The following is a 14,847-nucleotide window of genomic DNA, read 5'->3' on the forward strand; positions in this document are numbered from 1 at the left end:
AGGAACCTGGTTCTGGTCACCGTGGTGGCGCTGATCGCCGCGCTCACCTACGTGCTGTGGCCGCGGCCCGGGAAGGTGCACGTCACCGCGTATTTCCCGCGCACCGTCGGCATCTATCCCGGCTCGGACGTCCGCGTTCTCGGCGTCCGCATCGGCGAGGTCCGGAAGATCACGCCCGAGGGCGACCGGGTGCGCGTCGAGTTCGAGTACGAGGAAGGGCGCCAGGTGCCCGCCGACGCGAAGGCCGCGATCATCAACTCCTCGGTGGTCAGCGACCGTTACGTGCAGCTGCTGCCGGTGTACCGCAAGGGCCCGGTCCTGCGCAGTGGTGCCGTCATCCCCGAGAAGCGCACCGCCGTACCCGTCGAACTGGACCGCGTCTTCGACAGCCTGCACACCACGGCCGACGCGCTCGGCCCCAAGGGCGCCAACAAGGACGGCTCGCTGTCGCGGCTGCTCGGGGTCAGCGCCGACAACCTCGACGGACAGGGCAAGAATCTCAACCAGACCGTCCAGGACCTCTCGCAGGCGGTCACCACACTGTCCGACGGCCGTACGGACCTGTTCGGCACGGTGCGCAACCTTCAGGTGTTCACGGCGGCGCTGGCGGCCGACGACAAGAGCGTGCGGTCGTTCAACACCAGCCTCGCCAAGGTCGCCGAGCAGCTCGCGGGCGAGCGCAAGGACCTCGCGGCGGCGCTCGCGAACCTCGCCACGGCGCTCGGTGACGTGTCCGCCTTCGTGAAGAACAACAAGAAGTCCCTGACCTCGGACGTGAAGGGCCTCAGCAAGGTGACCAAGGTGCTCGTCACTCAACGGGCCGCACTGGACGAGCTGTTGACCGTCGCACCCGTCGGCCTGTCCAACCTGAACAACACCTACAACCCGTCCTCCGGCACCCTCGACACCCGCAACAACGCCCAGCAGGCCCAGGATCCGGCCTCGCTGTTGTGCTCCCTCCTCAAGACGGCGGGCGAGACGGGCGGCAAGAACCCCGACTGCAAGGAGCTGACGAAACTCTTCGACTCCCTGCCCGAACTGCCCACCCGGGGCACCGCCGTGACGGGCACGACCGACAAGACGCTCGGCGGGATCCTGGGGGCGAGCGCATGAGCACACGACGCAAGGCGGGGACCTTCGCCTGGGCCGTGGTCGGTTCGCTGCTGCTGTCCGGCTGCGAGTTCAACGGCTGGTACGACGTCCCACTGCCCGGCGGCGCCGCCGACGGCGGGCACGCCTACCATGTCACCGTCGAGTTCCGTGACGTCCTGGACCTGGTGCCGCAGTCGGCGGTGAAGGTCGACGACGTCACCGTGGGCGCGGTCGAGAAGGTGCAGCTGGACGGCTGGCACGCACGCGTACGGCTGCGGGTCGCCGACTCGGTGAAGCTGCCCGCCAACGCGGTCGCCGAGCTGCGGCAGACCAGCCTGCTCGGCGAGAAGTACGTGGCGCTCGCCGCCCCGACCGGCACCGCCCCGGTGGGCCGGCTGCGCGACGGCGACCGCATCCCGCTGTCCCGCAGCGGCCGCAACCCGGAGGTCGAGGAGGTGCTGTCCGCGCTGTCCGCCCTGCTCAACGGCGGCGGCGTGGCCCAGCTCAAGACGATCACCGTGGAGTTGGACAAGGCCCTGGACGGCCGGGAGAACCGGGTCCGGTCGCTGTTGAAGGAGCTGAACACGTTCGTCGGCGGACTGGACGACCAGAAGGCGGACATCGTCCGCGCGATCAAGGCCGTCGACCGGCTCGCGGGGCGGCTCGGCAAGGAGAAGAAGACCATCGCGAAGGCCGTCGACACCATGCCGCCCGCGCTGAAGGTGCTGGCCGGCGAGCGGCGCAACCTGACGAAGATGCTCACCGCCCTGTCGAAGCTCGGCAAGACGGGCAGCAAGGTGGTCGAGGCCTCGCACGACGACACGGTCGCGAACCTCCAGAAGCTCCGGCCGATCCTGCAGCAGCTGGACAAGGCGGGCAGCGACCTGCCCAACTCCCTCGAACTGCTCACCACTTACCCGTTCCCGCGCAACGCCACGGAGGCCGTCAAGGGCGACTACGTCAACCTCCACCTCACGGCGGACCTCGACCTCGCGGACCTGTACGGGAACGTGGCGGACGGCAACTCCGGCGGCGACAAGGGCGGTTCGCAGACGCCGGGCACCCCCGACGTACCGGATCTCCCGGACGTGCCGGACCTGCCGAGCGTCCCCGCACCGACCGCGCTGCCGAGCACGCCGGGCCTGCCCACGCCGTCGGCCTCCTCGGGCGGCGGCGACGTGCTGTGCCCGCCCGTGTGCACCAGCGCCTACTCCACCGGCGCCCGCGCACCCGAGGGGATCGATCTCGCCCTCGCCGAGCTGATGCTGAAGGGGGTCCAGCCGTGATCACCCGTACCGTCAAGGCGCAGTTGCTCGCCTTCGCCACCGTCACCGCCGTCGGGGTGTCGTACGTCGGCGCCGAGTACACCGGCCTGGTGGACGGCCTCCTGGACCGCGGCTACACCGTGCGGGCCGACTTCGCCGACTCCGGGGGCATCTTCCCCGGCGCGGAGGTCACCTACCGCGGCGTGCCGGTGGGCCGCGTCGGCTCGCTGGGGCTGACCGGCGACGACGGTGTGTCGGTCGCCCTCGACATCAAGGACGGGGCGCCACGCATCCCCGCGGACACCCTTGCCGTGGTCGCGAACCGTTCGGCGGTGGGCGAGCAGTACGTCGACCTGCAGCCGCGCACCTCGCACGGCCCGTACCTCCTGGACGGCAGCGCCATCCCGCGCGGCAGCACCCGGGTGCCGCTGCCCACCACCGACCTCGTCCTCAGCCTGGACCGGCTGGTGAACTCCGTCGGCAAGGACGATCTCCGGGTCACCGTCGACGAGTTGGGCAAGGCCTTCAACGGCACCGGGCCGGACCTGAGCCGGCTGGTGGACTCCGGCAACGCGCTCGTCGAGTCGGCGTCCGACTCGCTGCCCCAGACGATCTCGCTGATCGAGGACTCCCGGAAGGTCCTCAAGACGCAGGCCGACCAGGGCTCGTCCATCAAGTCGTTCGCGCACGATCTGGCTTTGCTCAGCGCGCAGTTGAAGTCGAGCGACGGGGACCTGCGCAAGCTGATCGGCAATGCCGCGCCGGCCGCGCAGGAGGTCAACTCCCTTCTGAAGTCGACCGGTCCGCAGCTCTCGGTCCTGCTCGCCAACCTGATCAGCGGCGGCCAGGTCACCCTGGCCCACCTGCCCGGCGTCGAGCAGGCCCTCGTCACCTTCCCGGCGCTGGTCTCGGGCAGCTACACGGTCGTCCCGGGCGACGGCACGTTCCACTTCGGCCTGGTGGTGAACGCCGACGACCCGGCGCCGTGCACCCAGGGATACGGCACGACCCGGCGTGACCCCTCGGACACCAGCAGGCGCGCGGCGAACACCGACGCGCGCTGCACCGCCCCGCGCGGCAGCAAGACCTCGGTACGGGGTGCGCAGAACGCCCCCGGCGCACGCTCCGCCTCGGGCGGCGCGAACCAGGCGGCGTACGTCACGCCGTACGACCCGGAGACCGGCACCGCGACCGGCCCGGACGGAAGGCCCGTCGAGATCGGCTCGACGGGTGGCCAGCAGACGGTGTTCGGAAAGGAGTCGTGGCAATGGCTGCTAGTCGGTCCTATGGCCTGACCGTGAAAGCACTCGGCGGGAACGGGAAGGCGCTCACGGTCGGACTCGTCGTGGCGACCGTCCTCACCACCGCGGTCGCGCTCTGGCTGAGCCTGCGCCTCTACGACCAGCACGAGAAGGACATGCGGCGCCAGGACATCCTGTCCGCCGCCCGCCAGTCCGCGCTGAACTTCACCTCGCTCGACTACCGGCACTACGGCCGGGACAGCGCCAACGTCCTCGAGAGCGCCACCGGCGACTTCAAGAAGCAGTTCAGCGCGCAGACCCAGGACCTGACCAAGCTCGTCGCCGAGAACAAGTCGGTCTCCGAGGGACAGGTCCTCGACGCCGGCATCGTCCGCTCGGACGCGCACTCGGCCCGTGTCCTGGTGGTCGCCGACAGCAAGGTCACCAACACCGCCGTGCCCAAGGGGGAGGCGCGCACCTACCGGCTGCAGCTCGACCTGGTCTACCGGGACGGGCGCTGGCTGACCTCCGACGTCGAGTTCGTGGGCTGACCCGCACCACCGGTCACGCGCCACCAGTGAGGAGTACGACCATGGCGAACCCGACAGCCCGCAGCCGCGCGATGAACGCGGCCGCCCGCGCGGCGGCCAAGCGCACCCGGCGCATCGAGGACCCGAAGCAGCCCGAGGAACCGCTCACCGGGCGCACCCTGACGATCGACCCGCCGGCCGGGGACGGCTGGACGGACCCGCCGGAGCCGTCACCCGAGGACCTGACGGACGAGGCGCCGGCCCGCCCGTCCCGCCGCCGGCTGCTCACCGCGGTGCTCGGCGCCCTCCTCGTCATGGGCCTGGTCGCGGTGTCGGTGCTCGGCTGGCAGTACGGGCAGGAGCGGCGCACCGACAGCGCCCGGACGCAGGCCCTCACGGCCGCACGGAAGGCGGCGCCGGTCGTGCTGTCGTACGACTACCGGCATCTGGACCGGGACTTCACCCGCGCTCGTGAGCGGCTGACCGGGCACTTCCGGGAGGAGTACGGGAAGACGACGGCCAGTGTGGTCGGGCCGACGGCGAAGAAGTACCACGGGGTGGTGAAGGCGTCGGTCACCGCGGCCTCCGTCGCCTCGGCGGCGCCGGACAAGGTCACCGTCCTGCTCTTCGTCAACCAGGTCACGCAGAGCACCCAGGTCTCGGGCTCGCGCCTGGACCTGAACCGGGTGCGGATGACGATGAGCCGTACCTCCGACGGCTGGAAGGTGAGCGCCGTGGACGCGCTCTGATCAGCCCGTTCGGCCCGCCCCCGCGCCTTTCGCGCGGGGGCGTTTTTGTGTGCGCTCTCTTGACAGGCCTCCCCCACCACAGGCAGTCTTCCATTAAGCAGAAACAAACTTCCGCAATACGAAATAACAAGACCCACCACGGAAGGGAGCGCCGACCCCCATGGGATTCGACGACCAGCGCTTCAACGTCAACCTGTCGATCCTCTTCACGGAACTCCCGCTCCTGGAGCGCCCCGCGGCCGCCGCCGCGGCGGGCTTCACCGCGGTCGAGTTGTGGTGGCCCTGGGTCGACGCCCCCACCCCGGCGCAGTCCGAGCTCGACGCCCTGAAGAACGCGATCGAGGACGCGGGTGTCCAGCTCACCGGTCTGAACTTCTACGCCGGACAGCTCCCGGGCCCGGACCGCGGCGCCCTGTCGATCCCTGGCGAGGAGTCGGAGAAGTTCCGCGCCAACATCGACGTGGCCGCCGACTTCGCGCGGTCGCTCGGCACCAGGGCGCTCAACGCGCTGTACGGCAACCGCGTCGAGGGCGTCGACCCGGCCGAGCAGGACGCGCTGGCACTGGAGAACCTGGTGCTCGCGGCCCACGCGGCCGACCGCATCGGCGCGATCCTGCTGATCGAGACCCTCAACAAGCCGGAGTCGCCGCTCTACCCGCTGGTGAGCGCCCCGGCGGGCGTCGGCATCGTCGACAAGGTGAACCGGGCGACGGGGCTGGGCAACGCGAAGTTCCTCATGGACCTCTACCACCTGTCCATGAACGGCGAGGACCTCCCGTCGGTGATCGAGCAGTACGCGGCGAAGACGGGTCACGTGCAGATCGCCGACAACCCGGGCCGCGGAGCGCCGGGCACCGGCTCGCTGCCCCTCGAGGACCTCCTCGACCAGCTGAAGAAGGCGGGTTACGACGGCTGGATCGGCCTCGAGTACAAGCCGGGCGACCGCCCGAGCGCCGAGGCCTTCGACTGGCTGTCCCGCTGACCCCGTACCGAAAGGCACATCCCATCATGAGCAACGCACTCCCCAAGATCGCCTGGATCGGCCTCGGCATCATGGGCTCTCCCATGTCCGAGAACCTGATCAAGGCGGGTTACGACGTCACCGGCTTCACCCTGGAGCAGGACAAGCTGGACCGCCTGGCCGCCGCCGGCGGCACCGTGGCCGGTTCGATCGCCGAGGCCGTCGAGGACGCCGACGTGATCGTCACGATGGTGCCCGCGTCGCCGCAGGTCGAGGCCATCTCGTACGGCCCCGACGGCATCCTCGAGAACGCCAGGTCCGGCGCGCTGCTGATCGACATGTCGTCCATCACGCCGCAGACCTCGGTCGACCTGGCAAAGGCCGCCAGGGACAAGGGCGTTCGCGTGCTCGACGCGCCCGTGTCCGGTGGTGAGGCCGGTGCGATCGAGGCCGTGCTGTCCATCATGGTCGGCGGTGAGCAGGCCGACTTCGACGTCGCGAAGCCGATCTTCGAGGCGCTCGGCAAGACCATCGTGCTGTGCGGTCCGCACGGCTCCGGGCAGACCGTGAAGGCCGCCAACCAGCTGATCGTCGCCGTGAACATCCAGGCGTGCGCCGAGGCCGTGGTCTTCCTGGAGAAGTCCGGCGTGGACCTGAAGGCCGCGCTGGACGTCCTCAACGGCGGCCTCGCGGGCTCCACCGTGCTGACGCGGAAGAAGGACAACTTCCTTCAGCGCGACTTCAAGCCCGGCTTCCGGATCGACCTGCACCACAAGGACATGGGCATCGTCACCGACGCCGCCCGCAACGTCGGCGCCGCCCTGCCGGTCGGTGCCGTGGTCGCCCAGCTGGTCGCCAGCCTGCGCGCACAGGGCGACGGCGGCCTGGACCACTCGGCCCTGCTGCGAGCCGTCGAGCGCCTGTCCGGCGCCCAGCTCTGAGCCGGCACCCCTAGGGCCTGTCCGGCGGATCAGCTCGGCGCCGCGGGGTCTGGCACGCGCTCCCCCACTGCCTCAAAGGCGTGGGGGGACCCCAGCGGCGTTGCCGTCGGTCGCCGACGCCCTCCTCCGCCTTGCAGCTGCACGCTCCCCCATGACCCCGCTCGAGTCGGCTGCAAAGTGCTCCTTCCTGCAGCCAGCCTGATCCGCCGCACAGAACCCAGAAGCTTCCGGGCGGTGCCGCCGCTGACATCTGTCCTGTCGCGCCCAGGCGGCGGCACCGCCCGGAAACCACTTCAACAAACTGTTGACGTTCCTCTCGTCCCGAACCTAAGCTCCACAAAGCGGAAACAGTTTTCCGCTGCCACCCGCACGGAAGGTCCACGATGTCGAAGCGCGTGCTCACCACCGAGTCCGGCGCCCCGGTCGCCGACAACCAGAACTCAGCCTCCGCCGGCGCCGGCGGCCCGCTCCTCCTCCAGGACCAGCACCTCCTGGAGAAGCTGGCGCGCTTCAACCGCGAGCGCATCCCGGAGCGCGTGGTGCACGCCCGCGGCTCCGGTGCGTACGGCTACTTCGAGGTGACCGACGACGTCACCGGCTTCACGTACGCCGACTTCCTGAGCAGCGTCGGCAGGCGCACCGAGGTGTTCCTGCGCTTCTCGACCGTGGCCGACTCGCTCGGCGGCGCGGACGCGGTGCGCGACCCGCGCGGCTTCGCGGTCAAGTTCTACACGGAAGAGGGCAATTACGACCTCGTCGGGAACAACACCCCGGTGTTCTTCATCAAGGACCCGATCAAGTTCCCGGACTTCATCCACTCGCAGAAGCGCGACCCGTTCACGGGCAGGCAGGAGCCGGACAACGTCTGGGACTTCTGGGCGCACGCCCCCGAGGCCACGCACCAGGTGACCTGGCTGATGGGCGACCGCGGCATCCCGGCGTCGTACCGCCACATGAACGGATACGGCTCGCACACCTACCAGTGGACGAACGCCGAGGGCGAGGCCTTCTTCGTCAAGTACCACTTCAAGACCAACCAGGGTGTGCGCTCCCTGTCGTCCGAGCAGGCCGCGGAGATCGCGGGCAAGGACGCCAACTCCCACCAGACGGACCTGCTGCAGGCCATCGAACGGGGCGTGAACCCGTCCTGGACCCTCTACGTCCAGGTCATGCCGGCCGCCGAGGCGGCCGAGTACCGCTTCAACCCCTTCGACCTCACCAAGGTGTGGCCGCACAAGGACTACCCGCTGCAGCGCGTGGGCCGTCTGGTCCTCGACCGCAACCCGGACAACGTCTTCGCCGAGGTCGAGCAGGCCGCGTTCTCCCCGAACAACTTCGTGCCGGGCATCGGCCCCTCGCCGGACAAGATGCTCCAGGGCCGCCTGTTCGCCTACGCGGACGCCCACCGCTACCGACTGGGCGTCAACCACACCCTGCTGGCGGTCAACGCCCCGAAGGCGACGACCGCGCAGAACTACGGTCGCGACGGCCTCATGGCCACCAACTCCCAGGGCCGCGGCGCCAAGAACTACGAGCCGAACTCGTACGACGGCCCGGCGGAGACCGGCCGCGCGCTGTCCGCCCCGCTGGCGGTCACCGGGTGGACCGGCACCCACGAGGCCCCGCAACACACCAAGGACGACGACTTCTTCCAGGCGGGCGAGCTGTACCGCCTGATGTCCGAGGACGAGAAGTCCCGTCTGATCGCCAACATCGCCGGCGGCCTCTCGAAGGTCTCCCGCGACGACGTGATCGAGAAGAACCTGGCCCACTTCCACGCCGCCGACCCGGAGTACGGCAAGCGCGTGGAGGAGGCGGTCCGCGCCCTGCGCGAGGACTGAACTCACAGTCGGCCCGCGACAGCCGAACGGCCCGGATGAGGGGTGGCCGGTCGGCAGGGCGCGGGCAGGCCGAGGACCGCGGCGGCGTGCGAGCCAGTGCGGTGGTGAAGGTCCGGGTGCCTCTTCTTCGACCTGAGGGAAGAGGCACCGCGGTTCCGTCGCATCCGCCGCGGTCCCAGCCACACCTCTTCGGACGTTTCGCAGACTCCGTCCGGCGGCGCGAACGTACTGTCGCGCCCAGCCTCGCACCGCCGGACGGCCACAACCGAAGACCTCACCGGCCGAGCAGCGCCGGATGCGGACGGTCCCGCATCCGGCGCTGCTCGGCGTTCGTGGGGGTGCGGATCGGCGCGGCCCGCAGGACGCTGAAGGCATGGCACATCCAACGGAGCATCCGCACATCGTGGTGCACTCGCCGGCCCTGGACGGCTCCCGGCGGGTCACGGACGGCGACGAGACGCTGGGGATCGCCACGCACGTCGACGACGTCAGCGAGATCCTGCGCCTGGCCGACCTGTACGTCACGGACGTCGAGGAGAGCGACCTCATCGAGTGGCAGGGCGGCGGCCCGGACGACTGGCCGGGACTGTCGGAGCACCACGAGGGGCCGTGAACACATGCGTACACCCGGGGACGTGGAACAACCACACGTACGCCCGGGGACGTAGGACGTCTACGCAAACCTCAAATCCAGCTCTGAACATGGTTCAAGAGGCTTCAGCCACCCCCGCCCGCGGGCATATCCACGTCACGTGGGGCCCGCCGACACGGGGGCGGCGGGCCTCGCTACGGGGGAAACGGGGGATCGCACGGGGGAAACGGGGGAAACGGGGGACGGCTCCTGGGAGCCGGCACGCGAAAGGGGCGGTCCAACCAGCAGGTTGGACCGCCCCTCGACTTTCGGCCGGGTCAGACCTTCAGCGTCCTGATCGATGTCGGGGCGTGCCCCGGCTCGGTCGCGATCTCCTCGAACTCCACGACGTTGCCGATGTCGTTGGTGGTCGACATGGAGATGTTGGTGACGCGCTCCAGGATCGCCTCGACGACGACCGGGACCCGGTACTCCTGCGCGAGCTTCTTGGCCTGCTCGAGGGCGGCACCCAACTCCGCCGGGTCGGTCACCCTGATCGCCTTGCAGCCCAGGCCCTCGGCGACCTTGACGTGGTCGACGCCGTAGACGCCCAGCTCGGGCGAGTTGATGTTCTCGAACTCCAGCTTGACCTGGAAGTCGATGTCGAACGCCCGCTGCGCCTGGCGGATCAGGCCCAGGTAGGAGTTGTTCACCAGGACGTGGACGTACGGGATCCTGTGCTGCGCCCCGACCGCCAACTCCTCGATCATGAACTGGAAGTCGTAGTCGCCGGACAGGGCGACCACGGATGCCTCCGGGTCGGCCTTGGCCACGCCCAACGCGGCCGGGATCGTCCAGCCGAGCGGTCCCGCCTGGCCGCAGTTGATCCAGTGCCGCGGCCTGAAGACGTGCAGCATCTGGGCGCCGGCGATCTGGGACAGGCCGATCGTGGAGACATAGCGGGTCTCGGGACCGAACGCCTTGTTCATCTCCTCGTACACGCGCTGCGGCTTGATCGGGATGTCGTCGAAGTGCGTACGGCGCTGGAGGGTTGCCTTCCTCTCCTGTGCCGAGGCCGCCCACGCCGAACGGTCGGGGAGCTTGCCTTCGGCCTTCGACTCCCTTGCCACCTCGACGAACAGCTCCAGCGCGGCCTTCGCGTCCGACGCGATGCCGTAGTCCGGCGCGAAGATCTTGCCGATCTGGGTCGGCTCGATGTCGACGTGGACGAACTTGCGGCCGGCCGTGTAGACGTCCAGCTTGCCGGTGTGGCGGTTGGCCCAGCGGTTGCCGATGCCGAGGACGAAGTCGGACTCCAGGAAGGTCGCGTTGCCGTAGCGGTGCGAGGTCTGCAGGCCGACCATGCCGGCGTTCAGCTCGTGGTCGTCGGGGAGCAGACCCCAGCCCATCAGGGTCGGAACGACCGGAATTCCCGTCAACTCCGCGAATTCCACCAGGAGTTCGGCCGCGTCGGCGTTGATGACACCGCCGCCGGCGACGATCAGCGGCCGCTCGGACTCGTTCAGCAGCCCGATCGCCTTCTCGATCTGGGCGCGGGTCGCGGCCGGCTTGTACGCCTGGAGCGGCTCGTACGTCTCCGGGTCGAACTCGATCTCCGTCAGCTGGACGTCGATCGGCAGGTCGATCAGGACCGGCCCGGGACGCCCTGAGCGCATGAGGTGGAAGGCCTGCTGGAAGACGCCGGGCACCTGGGCGGCCTCGAGCACCGTGACCGCCATTTTCGTCACCGGCTTGGCGATCGAGGCGATGTCGACGGCCTGGAAGTCCTCCTTGTGGATCACGGCGGTCGGGGCCTGGCCCGTGATGCACAGGATCGGGATGGAGTCGCCGATGGCGGAGTACAGGCCGGTGATCATGTCGGTGCCGGCGGGACCGGACGTACCGATGCAGACACCGATGTTGCCCGCGTGGGTCCTCGTGTACCCCTCGGCCATGTGCGAGGCGCCCTCGACATGGCGGGCGAGGGTGTGATCGACACCGCCGGAGGCCTTGAGCGCCGCGTAGAACGGGTTGATCGCCGCGCCGGGCACACCGAACGCGTTGGTGACGCCCTCGCGCTTGAGGATCTCAACTGCCGCGCGGGCAGCGGTCATACGTGCCATCGAGTACTCCTGCTTCGGCTGTCGGATTCGCACTCCCGTCGCGCCCCGCGGTGAGCTCTTCCGTGTCGACTTCCCTGATCGCTTCCGCGCCACTTCCGTACTCGACTTCCGTATTGCGGAAACTATTTTCTACTATCTGGAAGCAATGTAAGTGGGTGAGGGAAGGCCGTCAAGAGACGGACAAGCGGGGGTCCGCTGGAGGACGATGTGGGCCATGTCCGAGAGCGTCTCGGTGCGCTGTCCGGCCTGCCGGCGCGAGCACCTCTACGCGGCGCCGTTGTATCCGTGCGTGTGCGGGGCGCCCGTCGCCCCGCCGCTCGACCGGCACACAAGCGCGACGGTGGTCACGCAGCGCGCCTGGGCGGAGGACTGGGTCACGCTGCGGTGCGGCTCCTGCGGCCGCCGGGACCAGTGGCCGCGCCCGGAGCTGGGCTGCCCGTGCGGGACGGTGCTGCGGATCGCGGTGGCCGGGGCGGATGCGGACACGGAGGGTGCCGGCCGGCCGGAGAAGCGCCGTCGGCCCTTGCAGCCGGTCACCATTCGCACCGCCCGGGACGCGGTGACGGCGGCCGCGGTGTATCTGCGCTGGCTCGGCTACCGGGACATCCGCCGGGCCGACCAGCGGCCGCCGTCCGGCATCGGCATCGCCGCGCGCGGCCTGCTGGCCCAGGTCGACCCGACCGTGCGCCCGGCCTCGCTGCGGGACGTGGAGTGCCTGTGGCTGACCGCCATGACGGAGTCGTCGGGCTGCGTCTACTTCTCCCTGGCCGGCTACGCCACCGACGCCCGCGCCCGCGCCGACTCCCTGGGCGTCCCCCTGTTCGTCCTGGACCTCACGGGCACACCGCAGCCGGTCAACCACCTGGCGGACGAGCTGGACGGCACAGGAGCCCAGTAACCGGCCGGAAACCACCCCGGAAGAGCGTGACTCTGCGCACCACCCACATCATTCTCCCCGAAAAACACCAGGCACCACCGCGCGAATCGCACAAAGATTCAACGCGGCCCGATTCCCGGAAAATGCGGTACGGAAAACGGCCGCGGCCGCTACACTCGCTTCTCTGGATATCAGGCTTCGGGGGATGAGAGACATGGCCGATGATCCACGTACTCACCGCGCGTCCCGATTCAGGCGCTGGATGAGACAACCACCACCGCGAGATGCGGTCGAAGCCCTTACGGGACTCCTGCAAATTCTTGGGGATGTGGCGATAAAGATCGCCGAGAAGCCCAAGCCGCTGTATCTCGATCTGCTCACCTTTGACGAGGTCGTGCGCTATTTCGTCAATGAACGACCAGAGGAGGACGGGGTCCACCACGGCGCTCTCCTCGCCCAGCAGGGGCTTTCCGGCGGAATCCCCTGCCTCCAATTGTTCGTCGACGGCGACAACCGGCCCTGCCTGTCGCCCGACGGCCCCCCGTACGGCAGGTACATGGTGGCACAACGGCTGGACGGCGAGCTCATGACCATGTTCGGCGGGCGGGATCTCATCATCTTCGAGTAGTGCGCGGGAAATGGATCGCCGCGGGAGGAATCCATGTGGAAATGGGCAGGGACGGCTGCGGGATTGATCGTCTTGGCCACCATAGTCCTCACGGCACTTCGCACACGCCTGAGGCGTCGCGGGGACATGCGAATCGATCAGGAGGAACTGAACGCATGGTTCCGGCGCCACAGGTGAACAGAAACGCATAGGAATCAAACACATCGGGGGACAGGAAATGCCGGAACCAGTCAGCGCCACCATCATCGGCGCGATCGCCCTTTTCGGATACATCGCCGTGGCGATCGTCGCCATTACGGTGGAGATCATCACGAAATGGTTCAGGGCCCGCGGCCAGATCAAGGCGTCGAACACCAACGCCATCGCTTTCAGCCTGGCGGAGCGGATCGCCAACAGGGACTACGCGAAAGTGGAAGGGGTCTTCGGCCCCACCACACGGGCCGCGTCCACGCGTATCGTCCAGGGCTTCTTCGACACCGGCACGGGCCGGGTGCTCGACGCACGCGCGCTGGCCAGCCGGCAGCAGCCGAGCCCCGACGTCGTGCGCAACCATGCGGCGGGCCGCGGCCTCGTCGTCTACACGTGAGGGCGGGCACGTGGAACCCATCAGCCTCATCCTGCTTCTGCTGGCGGGCGGCTTCGCCGGGGCCGCCATCGCCCAGGTGACCTGGGACATGGTGGACAACTGGATCCGCTCGCGGGCCCTGCGGGGCGGCTACGCCGAGATCATCTCCAGCCGGCTGGCCGGCGGGGACTACCACGTCGTGGCCGGGATCTTCTCGCCGTACGGCGTCCGGACGTCCATGCAGACCTGGGACGCCCAGGCCCTCGATCCCGAACTCGCCCGCAGGCTCCGTACTTCGGGGGGTGTGATCCGTGTCCGGACGTGAACCCGAGCGACCGTGGCGGGGCAGGGACGAGCAGGCCTGGTCCCCGCCCCGGCTCTTCCTCAGCGGATTCCCCGAGGGGCTCCCGGAACAGGAACTGGTGAAGTTCAGGGTGCGGCTGTTCCGGCTGCTCGGCGAGATCATCGACGGCTATCGGCCCGCCCCGTTCGCCATCACTGCCGGGTTCGGCGAATCCCCCCGGCTGCAGCAGTCGCCTCCCGCCGTGGAGCCGGAACAGGACACTCCCGACTTCACGGCGGTCGAACCCCTCTACACCTTCGACCAGTTGGTGCTGCCCGAGGAGACGATCGGCCGGCTCCTCGACTGTGTCTCGCTGGTCGAGGTCGCCCCGCTCGTCTTCGGCACCTGGAACCTGCGCTCGATCGAGCCCAACCCGTCCACGGCCGTCAACTTCCGCGGGCCGCCCGGAACGGGCAAGACGATGGCAGCGCACGCGCTCGCCCACCGGCTGAAGCGCCGCATCCTCTCGTGCCGGCTGTCGGACCTGGAGAGCAAGTACCACGGTGAGGGCCCCAAGAACCTCGCTGCGTTGTTCGCCACGGCCAGGGAGCAGAACGCGGTCCTGTTCGTGGACGAGGCGGAGTCACTGCTCTCCCGCCGGTTCGCACAGCCCCAGCAGGCCGCGGAGAGCGCCATCAACTCCATGCGGACCGAACTGCTGATGGCGCTCGACTCCTTCGAAGGGCTGGTGATCTTCGCCAGCAACCTGCCGCACAGCTATGACGCGGCGGTGGAGTCCCGGCTGCTGCACGTCGACTTCGCCCTGCCGGATCTGGCGGCGCGCCGACTGATCTGGCAGACCCATCTACCCGCCGAACTGCCCGTGCACGAAGACGTTCACATCGATGAACTCGCCGATGTGAACGGGGTGTCCGGCCGCGACATCAAGATGGCGGTCATCCTGGCAGCCGTGGGCACGGCCCGGCGGAGCGAGCACGCGGTGACCCGCGAGACGCTGCTCGGGGCGCTGGAACAGCAGCGGGCCACCGCGCCGCCGCCCGAGACGGACGGGGACGGTCAACTGTCCGAGGCCGAGAAGGAGTCGATCGCCGAACAGCTCCGGACCCGGCAGAACGGCGACGCAGCCCTGCAGCCGGCCGCCTCCGAGGAGACCGGCTGA

The 14,847-nt window shown here is 69.3% G+C and carries 15 protein-coding genes; 14 read left to right on the forward strand and 1 reads right to left on the reverse strand.

What is annotated here, in order from left to right; all coding sequences use genetic code 11:
* The first annotated feature begins 6 nt into the window (after positions 1-6).
* The 9 genes from ABZ880_RS19425 (at position 7) to ABZ880_RS19465 (ending at position 9,233) form a co-directional block, all read left to right on the forward strand.
* Complete coding sequence (locus ABZ880_RS19425; RefSeq protein ID WP_361264296.1) at positions 7-1,113, forward strand: MCE family protein; 1,107 nt, start codon at positions 7-9, stop codon at positions 1,111-1,113.
* On the forward strand, positions 1,110-2,378 hold the full coding sequence (locus ABZ880_RS19430) for an MCE family protein (protein WP_361264066.1): 1,269 nt from the start codon (positions 1,110-1,112) through the stop codon (positions 2,376-2,378). Before ABZ880_RS19425 ends, ABZ880_RS19430 begins: the two co-directional genes overlap by 4 nt.
* Positions 2,375-3,652: an MlaD family protein gene (locus tag ABZ880_RS19435; protein WP_361264069.1), complete on the forward strand. Its 1,278-nt coding sequence runs from the start codon at positions 2,375-2,377 to the stop codon at positions 3,650-3,652. The genes ABZ880_RS19430 and ABZ880_RS19435 overlap by 4 nt, the downstream gene beginning before the upstream one ends.
* The gene (locus ABZ880_RS19440; protein WP_361264072.1) at positions 3,625-4,149 is read left to right on the forward strand and encodes a hypothetical protein; all 525 of its coding nucleotides are present in this window, start codon (positions 3,625-3,627) and stop codon (positions 4,147-4,149) included. The genes ABZ880_RS19435 and ABZ880_RS19440 overlap by 28 nt, the downstream gene beginning before the upstream one ends.
* Before the next feature lie 41 nt (positions 4,150-4,190).
* Complete coding sequence (locus ABZ880_RS19445; RefSeq protein WP_361264075.1) at positions 4,191-4,877, forward strand: hypothetical protein; 687 nt, start codon at positions 4,191-4,193, stop codon at positions 4,875-4,877.
* A gap of 160 nt (positions 4,878-5,037) precedes the next feature.
* The gene (locus tag ABZ880_RS19450) at positions 5,038-5,859 is read left to right on the forward strand and encodes a TIM barrel protein (RefSeq protein WP_361264078.1); all 822 of its coding nucleotides are present in this window, start codon (positions 5,038-5,040) and stop codon (positions 5,857-5,859) included.
* A 26-nt stretch (positions 5,860-5,885) separates the two neighbouring features.
* The gene (locus ABZ880_RS19455; RefSeq protein WP_361264081.1) at positions 5,886-6,779 is read left to right on the forward strand and encodes a 2-hydroxy-3-oxopropionate reductase; all 894 of its coding nucleotides are present in this window, start codon (positions 5,886-5,888) and stop codon (positions 6,777-6,779) included.
* 383 nt (positions 6,780-7,162) lie between these two features.
* Positions 7,163-8,620: a catalase gene (locus ABZ880_RS19460; protein WP_361264084.1), complete on the forward strand. Its 1,458-nt coding sequence runs from the start codon at positions 7,163-7,165 to the stop codon at positions 8,618-8,620.
* Positions 8,621-8,993: 373 nt separating this feature from the next.
* Positions 8,994-9,233 (forward strand): hypothetical protein, encoded by a 240-nt coding sequence (locus ABZ880_RS19465; protein WP_361264087.1) that lies wholly within the window; start codon positions 8,994-8,996, stop codon positions 9,231-9,233.
* 296 nt (positions 9,234-9,529) lie between these two features.
* Here ABZ880_RS19465 and gcl read toward each other — a convergent pair whose 3' ends face one another.
* Positions 9,530-11,314 carry a glyoxylate carboligase gene (gcl, locus tag ABZ880_RS19470; RefSeq protein WP_361264090.1) on the reverse strand — a complete coding sequence of 595 codons (1,785 nt, stop codon included), beginning with the start codon at positions 11,312-11,314 and terminating at the stop codon, positions 9,530-9,532.
* Between the two features lie 205 nt (positions 11,315-11,519).
* Between gcl and ABZ880_RS19475 the strand changes: the two genes are divergently transcribed.
* The 5 genes from ABZ880_RS19475 to ABZ880_RS19495 all read left to right on the forward strand — a co-directional run bounded on the left by ABZ880_RS19475 (position 11,520) and on the right by ABZ880_RS19495 (position 14,847).
* The gene (locus tag ABZ880_RS19475; protein ID WP_361264093.1) at positions 11,520-12,212 is read left to right on the forward strand and encodes a hypothetical protein; all 693 of its coding nucleotides are present in this window, start codon (positions 11,520-11,522) and stop codon (positions 12,210-12,212) included.
* A 193-nt stretch (positions 12,213-12,405) separates the two neighbouring features.
* Positions 12,406-12,819 (forward strand): hypothetical protein, encoded by a 414-nt coding sequence (locus ABZ880_RS19480; RefSeq protein WP_361264095.1) that lies wholly within the window; start codon positions 12,406-12,408, stop codon positions 12,817-12,819.
* Positions 12,820-13,036: 217 nt separating this feature from the next.
* The gene (locus ABZ880_RS19485; RefSeq protein ID WP_361264098.1) at positions 13,037-13,405 is read left to right on the forward strand and encodes a hypothetical protein; all 369 of its coding nucleotides are present in this window, start codon (positions 13,037-13,039) and stop codon (positions 13,403-13,405) included.
* Positions 13,406-13,415: 10 nt separating this feature from the next.
* Positions 13,416-13,709, forward strand: coding sequence for a hypothetical protein (locus tag ABZ880_RS19490; protein ID WP_361264101.1), 294 nt, complete (start codon positions 13,416-13,418; stop codon positions 13,707-13,709).
* A complete protein-coding gene (locus tag ABZ880_RS19495) occupies positions 13,696-14,847 on the forward strand; it encodes an ATP-binding protein (protein WP_361264104.1) in 1,152 nt (383 codons plus the stop codon). The genes ABZ880_RS19490 and ABZ880_RS19495 overlap by 14 nt, the downstream gene beginning before the upstream one ends.

This window comes from Streptomyces sp. NPDC047043 (assembly GCF_040644055.1).
Taxonomy (GTDB): domain Bacteria; phylum Actinomycetota; class Actinomycetes; order Streptomycetales; family Streptomycetaceae; genus Streptomyces.

Coding starts and splice junctions, on each gene's coding strand:
- ABZ880_RS19430 (WP_361264066.1), top strand. CDS start 1,110: ATGAGCACACGACGCAAGGCGGGGACCTTCGCCTGGGCCGTGGTCGGT.
- ABZ880_RS19440 (WP_361264072.1), top strand. CDS start 3,625: ATGGCTGCTAGTCGGTCCTATGGCCTGACCGTGAAAGCACTCGGCGGG.
- ABZ880_RS19445 (WP_361264075.1), top strand. CDS start 4,191: ATGGCGAACCCGACAGCCCGCAGCCGCGCGATGAACGCGGCCGCCCGC.
- ABZ880_RS19450 (WP_361264078.1), top strand. CDS start 5,038: ATGGGATTCGACGACCAGCGCTTCAACGTCAACCTGTCGATCCTCTTC.
- ABZ880_RS19455 (WP_361264081.1), top strand. CDS start 5,886: ATGAGCAACGCACTCCCCAAGATCGCCTGGATCGGCCTCGGCATCATG.
- ABZ880_RS19460 (WP_361264084.1), top strand. CDS start 7,163: ATGTCGAAGCGCGTGCTCACCACCGAGTCCGGCGCCCCGGTCGCCGAC.
- ABZ880_RS19465 (WP_361264087.1), top strand. CDS start 8,994: ATGGCACATCCAACGGAGCATCCGCACATCGTGGTGCACTCGCCGGCC.
- gcl (WP_361264090.1), bottom strand. CDS start 11,314: ATGGCACGTATGACCGCTGCCCGCGCGGCAGTTGAGATCCTCAAGCGC.
- ABZ880_RS19475 (WP_361264093.1), top strand. CDS start 11,520: ATGTGGGCCATGTCCGAGAGCGTCTCGGTGCGCTGTCCGGCCTGCCGG.
- ABZ880_RS19480 (WP_361264095.1), top strand. CDS start 12,406: ATGGCCGATGATCCACGTACTCACCGCGCGTCCCGATTCAGGCGCTGG.
- ABZ880_RS19485 (WP_361264098.1), top strand. CDS start 13,037: ATGCCGGAACCAGTCAGCGCCACCATCATCGGCGCGATCGCCCTTTTC.